Consider the following 8,190-nt stretch of genomic DNA (forward strand, 5'->3'; position numbering starts at 1 on the left):
ATGCGAGGACTGGCAGTTGCAGCGCTATCGGCCGGGGTATCTGCGGTCACTGCCCATTTACTCACCCTTAGCCATTGTGACGTAGTTTTGATCACAGTCCGGTGTATGCCCGCCGGGTGGAGGGACACCGGCCACAATAAAGGCTGGCCTGTCGGGGGTGGGAATGTCTGCGCATCTGGCGCCGCAGTCGCGGCGTGGCAATTTTCTGACCCTGCGTTTCCGTGCCAAGATCTTTCTCGGCTTCGCGGTCGTGCTGGCGATCTCCGCGGCCAGCATCGGGTTCGCCTATCTCGGGTTCGAGAAGGTCGCGGCCGCCGTCGCCTCCTATCGGGCCAGTGTCTCCGAGGCCGATGCGGCCAGAACCATCGACCGGGAGCTCATCTCCTACCAGGCGCTCGCGCGCTATTTTGCCCTGACCGGCAAGCCCGAGGACGAGGCCGCCGCGACGGCAGCGCAGCAGTCGCTGCTGGCGGCGATCGACAAGTCGCTGGCGGCCGCCAGCGCCGCGGAGCGGCGGGCGCAGCTCGGCAAGCTGCAGGCGCAGTTTCAGACCTTCGCCAAGATCTTCTCCGAGATCGTCAACCTGACCCGCGACAATGCCAAGCTGGCCACCGACCAGATCGGCATCGTCGGCAACAAGATCCGCTATAAGTTCGACGATCTGGCCGATACGGCCGCGCTCGCCGGCCTGCCGACCGTGCAGACCACCGCCAAGGACCTGACCGGTCAGTATCTGACCGCCTCCGCGCTGGTCGGCACGTTCCTCGCGAAACCCGATCCGAAGACGGCCGATGGGGCCATCGCACGGACGCGCTTCCTGGAGACGTCGCTGGTCACGATCTACGCCAATGACGAGAAGGTGACGCAGCGTGTCACCGAACTCGGTGACCTCATCAAGCAGTACCGCGCCGCCTTCATCAAATTCGCGGACAATTCCAAGGCGCTGGCGAAACTGGTCCAGGACATGGGCACCGCGGCCACCGAGATCCTCGGTCTGTCCAACGGGCTGCGATCGGACCTTGCCGCCGACCAGCAGCGCATCGAGTCCGCCACCAATGCCACCATCGCCGAGATCGAGCGGCTGATCGCGATCCTGGCCGTCGGTGGCCTTGCCCTTGGCGCTGCGCTGGCCTTGATGCTCGGCAACGGCATCTCCAAGCCGATGATCACGATGTGCAAGGCGATGCGCGAGCTCGCCTCCGGCAATTTCGATGTGCGCCTGCCGGGGCTCGGCCGCGCCGACGAGATCGGCGAGATGGCCGCCGCCGTCGAGGAGTTCAAGGTTCAGGCCGTGGCGAAGGCCGAGCGCGACGCCGCGACCCAGGATGCCCAGAACAAGGCCGCCGGCGCGGCGCGCCGGGCCGAGCTGATCCGTTTTGCCGACGAATTCGAGGCTGCGGTCGGCTCCATCGTGTCCAACGTGTCGAGCTCTGCGGAGCAGCTCGAACATGCCGCCTCCACCCTGACCAGGACCGCGGAAACCACCCAGTCGCTGGCCAGCCGGGTTAGCGGCACCTCGGACCAGGCCGCAGGCCGGATCCACTCGGTCGCCAGTGCGACCGACGAGCTGTCGGCCTCGGTCAGCGAGATCGGACGACAGGTCCGCGAGTCCAACCGCATCGCCGAATCCGCGGTGAGCCAGGCCGAGGAGACCGACGGACGCATCGGCAAGCTGTCGCGGGCGGCGCAGGAGATCGGGGACGTCGTCAAGCTGATCACGGCGATCGCCGAGCAGACCAACCTTCTGGCGCTGAATGCCACCATCGAGGCGGCGCGGGCCGGGGATGCCGGCCGCGGCTTCGCGGTCGTCGCCTCCGAGGTCAAGTCGCTGGCCGAGCAGACCGCCAAGGCGACCGATGACATCTCCAACCATATCTCCGGCATGCAGGCTGCGACCCAGGAGTCGGTGACCGCGATCAAGCAGATCGGCGGCACGATTCGCCAGATCTCCACGATCGCCTCGTCGATTGCGACCGCCGTCGAGCAGCAGGGTGGCGCGACCCAGGAGATCGCGAGGAACGTACAGAGCGTCGCGGCCGGCACGCAGGCCGCGGCTTCCGATATCACCGAGGTCAATCGCGGCGCGACGCAAACGGGCGAGGCTTCGGAAGAGGTGCTGCGCTCGGCCAAGTCGCTGTCGTCGCAGAGCGCAAGGCTGCGCGAGGAGCTCAACCGCTTCATGGCGAATATTCGCGCGGCATAGGGCGCGCCGGAACGGAGTTAGGCTGGTCGGCCCATAACTGCCCGCGAGGTGGCTCCAGTCCGCCCAGCATTCTGCTGTCGTCCCCGCGAAAGCGGGGACCCATCCGCCGGAGCAGCGGTTTGGCGGGTGGTATCAGTTGCGCGGCTCAATCAGGTATCACGCGGTATGGATCCCGGGTCGCGCTCGCTTGCCCGGGACGACACTTTGATTGAGGCCCATCGGGATGCTTCACCAACGAGACCCGTAACTGGGGGCGAGTAGGGTTCCCGCCCCGTTCCGGGAACCCCGTGCCAAACGAGACGTTGGGTCGCAGCGGCGGCGGCTCGCTGCCGCATTTGCTTCATTCTCTCCGGTCTAGCATGCGGTGCGACCTGCGCCATCGCATTGGGATTCCATGGCACCCCGACAGGCACCCGTACCCGATCTCCGCATCGTCACGCCGGCGCCGCAATCGGCCGGTGTCGCGCGCGAGCTGCCTGAGCACGACCGCATTATCGAGACCAACATTCCTGCGCGGCTCGACGATCTCCGCTGGAGCGGATTTCACACCCGCGTGGTGCTGGCGCTCGGCATCACCTGGGTGCTCGACGGACTCGAGGTGACGCTCGCGGGCGCGCTGTCCGGCGCGCTGAAGCAGAGTCCGGTGCTGCACTTCTCCAATCTCGATATTGGCCTGGCGAACAGCGCCTATCTGGCCGGTGCTGTTCTGGGCGCGCTCGGTTTTGGCTGGCTCACCGACCGCATCGGCCGCAGGAAACTGTTCTTCATCACGCTCGCGCTCTACCTGTCTGCGACCGCGGCGACGGCCTTGTCCTGGAATGTCGCGGTCTATGCGCTGTTCCGCTTCCTCACCGGCGCGGGCATCGGCGGCGAGTATACGGCGATCAACTCGACCATCCAGGAACTCGTCCCGGCGCGCTACCGCGGCTGGACGGATCTGATGATCAATGGCAGCTTCTGGCTGGGTGCCGCGTTGGGGGCCGTCGGTGCCATCGTTCTGCTCGATCCCGAGGTGGCGAGCGCTGACATGGGCTGGCGTCTGGCCTACGGCATCGGCGCCGGCCTCGGCCTCGTGGTGCTGATCATGCGGATGTGGATTCCGGAAAGCCCGCGCTGGCTGATGATCCATGGCCATCCCGAGCAGGCCCACGACATCGTCGCTGCAATCGAGCGCGACGTGACCGGCCATGATCGCGAGGAGCGGGCAAAATCTTTGCCGAAGATCCGCCTGCGCATGCGTGACCACACCCCGCTCCTTGAGGTCGCGCGCACGCTGTTCTCGGTCTACCGCCAGCGCTCGCTGGTCGGTCTCACCTTGATGATTGCGCAAGCCTTCTTCTACAACGCGATCTTCTTCACCTTCGCCTTGGTGCTCACCGACTTCTACGGCATTCAGGCGGATCATGTCGGCTGGTACATCCTGCCCTTCGCGGCCGGCAACGTGCTTGGGCCACTGCTCCTCGGCCGCCTGTTCGACACACTTGGTCGTCGCGCCATGATCACCTTCACCTATGGTGTCTCGGGGGTGTTGCTCGCGCTCACCGGCTATCTGTTTTCCCTCGGGGTCTTGAGCGCGCAGACGCAGACGGCCGCCTGGATGGTGATCTTCTTCTTCGCCTCGCCTGCGGCGAGTGCGGCCTATCTCACTGTGTCGGAGAATTTTCCGCTCGAGGTGCGGGCGCTTGCGATCGCCTTGTTCTACGCGATCGGGACCGGTCTTGGCGGTGTCGCCGGACCGGCGTTGTTCGGTGCGCTGCTCGACAGCGGCGCGCGCGGCGCCGTGTTCGCCGGCTATTTGTTCGGCGCGGCGCTGATGGTGGTGGCGGCGCTCGTCGCCTCGCGCTATGCGGTCGCGGCCGAGCGGAAATCGCTCGAAGACGTGGCGCGCCCGCTCGCCGTGATGGAGTAGATTGGCATGTCCGACGTTTCGAAGCTGATTGCAACGCAGCCACCCGCGGCCGCCAGCGCGCCCCCCGAGATCGTGCCCGCGCCCGCCAGCCTGGTCCCGCATCTCGGCGAGGTGGCGATCCTTCTTGATATCGACGGCACGCTGCTCGATCTCGCGCCGACGCCACGCGAGGTATGGGTGCCGCCGGGGCTCGCCGAGACGCTGAATAGCTTGCTGCAACGAACCGCCGGAGCGCTGGCGCTGGTCAGCGGCCGCTCGCTCAACGACATCGACCTGATCTTCGCGCCGGAGATCTATCCCGCCGTCGGTGGCCACGGTGCGGAGATGCGGCTCGGCAGCGGCAACGAGGCCGACGCCGTTCAGGCGCCGCCGATGGACAAGGAGCTCAAGCGCAGGCTGGCGGCGATTGCCAAGCTCAGCCCCGGCATCCTGCTCGAGGACAAGGGCTACTCGCTGGCCCTGCATTATCGTCTCGCGCCGCAGGCCGAGGCGGCAATCTATGAGGAGGTGTCGCGCATTCGCGCGGAGCTGCCGGGCGCGCCGATCGAGGTATTACCGGGCAAATGCGTGTGCGAGATCAAGCACGCCGGCTTCACCAAGGCGACCGGTGTGCGCGAGCTGATGCGCCGTGCGCCGTTCGAGGGGCGCAAGCCGTTCTTCATCGGCGATGACGTGACCGACGAATCGGTGTTCGCAATCATGCCTGATTTCGCCGGCCTGTCGTTCTCGGTCGGCCGGCGTGCCCTTGGTGTCGATGGACATTTCGATTCGCCGGACGATGTGCGCGCGTTTCTCGCACGACTCGCGCAACGCGAAGGTCAGTCCGCGGCATCGCGCTGAACTCGTCGTCATCTGCTCGGTTCCAGCTGCCGCTGGTTCGCATATCGCACCTTTGCTTGCGATTAGAAATACTCTGACTTGATCGGCGCTCTGATTCTACCGCGCCGCTGCCCGAATTTGGTTTCAATTGGTTGAAAGGGTGACCCGGAACCATATTGATGAACAGCTGTTAACCGACACTGACCAACAGGAGGGGAGCTGTGAACCTCGTCGTGGTTTCGAATCGGGTGGCGCGTGGCAAAGCCAATGAGCCAATGACCGGCGGACTTGCGGCAGCTCTGCTGCCCGTAGTGGAAAATTCTGGGGCAGTTTGGGTTGGTTCCTCAGGTCGTGTGCGTGATGGCGCGCAGATGGAACCGATTGCGCAGATCGAGCAGCTCGGCCAGGGCGCGTTGGCCTTGTTGGATCTGCCGGCCGCGCATTATGCCGGCTACTACGAAGGCTTTGCGAATTCTGCGCTGTGGCCGGCGCTGCATTCACGCAGCGATCTGATCAGCGTCTCGCATGACGACTATCGCTCCTATCGCGAGGTGAATGCGTTCGTCGCGCGTGCCTTGTTGCGGTTTCATAAGCCTGAGACCCTGTTCTGGATTCAGGATTATCATTTTCTCTCGCTCGGTGTGGAACTGCGCACGCTGGGCGTGAAGAGCCCGATCGGCTTCTTCCTGCATACGCCGTGGCCCGCGCGCAGCGTCATCGACAGCGTGCCGAATCACCGCGATCTCGTGACCGCGATGCTGGCCTACGATCTCATCGGTTTCCAGACCGAGGACGATCGGGACAATTTCTGCGCCTGCATTCGCGCTGATCTTGGCCTGCAGGTGCGGGATGGCGTCGTGAAGTCGCGCCATGGCCGCACGCGTCTGGCGGTGTTCCCGATCGGCATCGACGCCGACAAGTTCGCGGCATCCGCGGCCAAGGCCGCGTCGCATCCGGACGTGTCGCGACTGCGCCGCAGCCTGCATGGCGAAAAGCTCGCCATCGGCGTCGACCGGCTCGATTATTCCAAGGGGCTGGTCAACCGCATCACCGCGTTCGACCGCATGTGGACGATGCATCCGACGCTGCTGCGCGCCGCGTCGCTGTTGCAGATCGCGACGCCGTCACGCGAATCCATCGAGGCCTATGGCAATCTTCAGAGCGACGTCGCGCGCCTCGTCAGCGAGGTCAATGGCCGTCATGGCGAGGCCGACTGGACGCCGATCCGCTATCTCAACAAGGGCTATGGGCAGGGCGTGCTGTCCGGACTCTATCGCAGCGCGCAGGTCGGCGTGGTGACGCCGCTGCACGACGGCATGAATCTCGTGGCCAAGGAGTATGTCGCCGCGCAGAGCCCGGTCGATCCCGGGGTGCTGGTGCTGTCGAAATTCGCCGGCGCCGCCAATGAGCTCGACGCCGCTCTGCTGGTCAATCCGCATGACATCGACGGCATGGCGCGTACCATCGCGATGGCGCTGTCGATGCCGCTCAACGAGCGCCGGATGCGCTATGAGATCATGATGACGAAGTTGCGCCGTCATTCCATCCAGCAATGGTTCACGGATTTCCTGGAGGCGCTGCAGGATAGCGACGCGCCGGAGACCGCCGAGATCGCGCCTCTGCCGACCGCGCCCGCGGGCCTCCTCAGCAGTCGCCTGGCGTCATCGAGCGCGCGTTATCACTGACCCGGATGGGCCGCCGCGTCGGGTCTCGGCGGCGTCAATGACAATAGGCCACGCCGTCCAGCACGGCGCAGCGCAGCTTGTTCGGCGAGCTCGGATTGTCCATCGGCACCATGCCTTTTCCCTGGCCGACGAAGACGCCCGGACCGACCACCACGGAGGCCTTGTTGCCGACGATGACGGACGGGTGTGGCTTCAGGCTGGACTTGGTGCCGTCCGGCCACAGGATCGCGTCGCCCTGCCAGATACCTTTGCGGCCGTCGTCGCAGGTCACGTCGACGCCCTGCCGGGTGCATTGATCGGCCCGCGCTGTATCAAGCGGCGCCGCCACAGCCCCAAGCACCAAGGACAGCGCGACGAGCGCGCGAAAATGGCCGGTTGACGGCATAGCAGGTCCTCGCGAGGCTCCGACCGATGGAGCCGCAAATCAGTGGTCGCGCTGTCGGGCCCGAGGGTTCATCACCGGCCGTCCGGACCCGAGACAGCCCTGATCCGGCCGGCAACCGCGGCCGATTGATGATTTTTATCAGTGATTTGGAGGAAATTTGGTCGGAAAGGCCGCGACCCGGCTTGCAAAACGCCGCCGACCCCGCCAAGAGAGGGCCGCTGGAGAGATGGCCGAGTGGCTTAAGGCGCACGCTTGGAAAGCGTGTGTGCGGGAAACCGTACCGTGGGTTCGAATCCCACTCTCTCCGCCAGATACTGCTAAATTATTGTCAAACCACAAAATTTCTGGCCATGAACGCTGCCAGTCCGCAATTCAGCCCCCAAATCATGCATTAGAAATGGCTAGAATATCGCCCCGGTTCGTCCCGGCTATCGGACCACCGACCATTTTAAAGGCGTACAGAAGGCCGGACTTGGAGGCCGACACGAGCGCGGGCCTGATCGTAAAGTTGAACAACGCCGGGCATCGCAATCGACACGGCGATGCCGAAGGATACGTTTTCATCGGCTTTCGCTCCCCGGTCTGGTTCGCGTTGAATGGAAACTTGGAGAGCGCCATTGGGTCCAACAATTGGGGCGCGTTGACCCTCCCAGCGGCGCGAAAAAACGGTCCCGCGACTACTCTGATTTGCATCAGGTTGAGTTTTCGATACGTCCGCTCGGAAACCGCTTCGATCGTCCGGGACCATTAGGGAGAGCAGCGGTACGACTGTCTTTCGGGCAGGACCGGCGTAAACCACGCAAGCGTTGCGTGCAGAGAATGCAGGCGTGCTTGCCCGCTTAGGCACGCCGGAAGGGGAACTTCTATGGTGCACTTTTTCTCTTGCCCTAGCGTTCCAACAGCTCAAAAAGTTGCGCGATCCTCGGCGCAGTAAACCGCAGCATCCGCATCGACCAACCCGTAACCGAGAAAGCGCCGAATGTTGTCCTTCTGTCTCCCACTCTGTCGATTTTCCGGTGGGCCGAGAACTTGCTTTATTGGACTTGTGCTATCCGCGGGCCAGATGGCGGTGTGAACGAGCAGTGCCTTTATGAGCGCTGCTCGCTGATGATGTGGCAGGACCAAAAACTCCTCGCCGTAGACATCCTCTAGCAGGCCGTTGAAGAAGTCAGTGGCGTCGGGCCTCTCG

Annotated in this window: 5 protein-coding genes, 1 tRNA gene and 1 pseudogene; 5 read left to right on the forward strand and 2 right to left on the reverse strand. The window is 64.4% G+C overall.

Annotation, left to right across the window (positions count from 1 at the left end; genetic code table 11):
• Positions 1 to 163 precede the first annotated feature (163 nt).
• The 4 genes from HL671_RS33340 to HL671_RS33355 all read left to right on the forward strand — a co-directional run bounded on the left by HL671_RS33340 (position 164) and on the right by HL671_RS33355 (position 6,616).
• Positions 164 to 2,203, forward strand: a complete 2,040-nt coding sequence (locus HL671_RS33340) for a methyl-accepting chemotaxis protein (protein WP_172242489.1) — start codon at positions 164 to 166, stop codon at positions 2,201 to 2,203.
• Between the two features lie 394 nt (positions 2,204 to 2,597).
• Positions 2,598 to 4,112, forward strand: coding sequence for an MFS transporter (locus HL671_RS33345; RefSeq protein WP_012040906.1), 1,515 nt, complete (start codon positions 2,598 to 2,600; stop codon positions 4,110 to 4,112).
• 6 nt (positions 4,113 to 4,118) lie between these two features.
• On the forward strand, positions 4,119 to 4,952 hold the full coding sequence (gene otsB, locus HL671_RS33350) for a trehalose-phosphatase (RefSeq protein WP_012040907.1): 834 nt from the start codon (positions 4,119 to 4,121) through the stop codon (positions 4,950 to 4,952).
• A gap of 200 nt (positions 4,953 to 5,152) precedes the next feature.
• On the forward strand, positions 5,153 to 6,616 hold the full coding sequence (locus tag HL671_RS33355; protein WP_041750278.1) for an alpha,alpha-trehalose-phosphate synthase (UDP-forming): 1,464 nt from the start codon (positions 5,153 to 5,155) through the stop codon (positions 6,614 to 6,616).
• Between the two features lie 34 nt (positions 6,617 to 6,650).
• Here the strand turns inward: HL671_RS33355 and HL671_RS33360 are convergent, their stop codons facing one another.
• The gene (locus tag HL671_RS33360) at positions 6,651 to 7,001 is read right to left on the reverse strand and encodes a hypothetical protein (RefSeq protein ID WP_041750279.1); all 351 of its coding nucleotides are present in this window, start codon (positions 6,999 to 7,001) and stop codon (positions 6,651 to 6,653) included.
• Between the two features lie 220 nt (positions 7,002 to 7,221).
• On the opposite strand from HL671_RS33360, the gene HL671_RS33365 reads away from it, so the two are divergent.
• A tRNA-Ser gene (locus tag HL671_RS33365) sits at positions 7,222 to 7,311 on the forward strand.
• 593 nt (positions 7,312 to 7,904) lie between these two features.
• Here HL671_RS33365 and HL671_RS38090 read toward each other — a convergent pair.
• Positions 7,905 to 8,190 (reverse strand): annotated as a pseudogene (locus tag HL671_RS38090) (hypothetical protein); the annotation flags it as partial.

This window comes from Bradyrhizobium denitrificans, assembly GCF_013179005.1.
Lineage (GTDB): Bacteria > Pseudomonadota > Alphaproteobacteria > Rhizobiales > Xanthobacteraceae > Bradyrhizobium > Bradyrhizobium denitrificans.

Coding starts and splice junctions, on each gene's coding strand:
- HL671_RS33340 (WP_172242489.1), top strand. CDS start 164: ATGTCTGCGCATCTGGCGCCGCAGTCGCGGCGTGGCAATTTTCTGACC.
- HL671_RS33345 (WP_012040906.1), top strand. CDS start 2,598: ATGGCACCCCGACAGGCACCCGTACCCGATCTCCGCATCGTCACGCCG.
- otsB (WP_012040907.1), top strand. CDS start 4,119: ATGTCCGACGTTTCGAAGCTGATTGCAACGCAGCCACCCGCGGCCGCC.
- HL671_RS33360 (WP_041750279.1), bottom strand. CDS start 7,001: ATGCCGTCAACCGGCCATTTTCGCGCGCTCGTCGCGCTGTCCTTGGTG.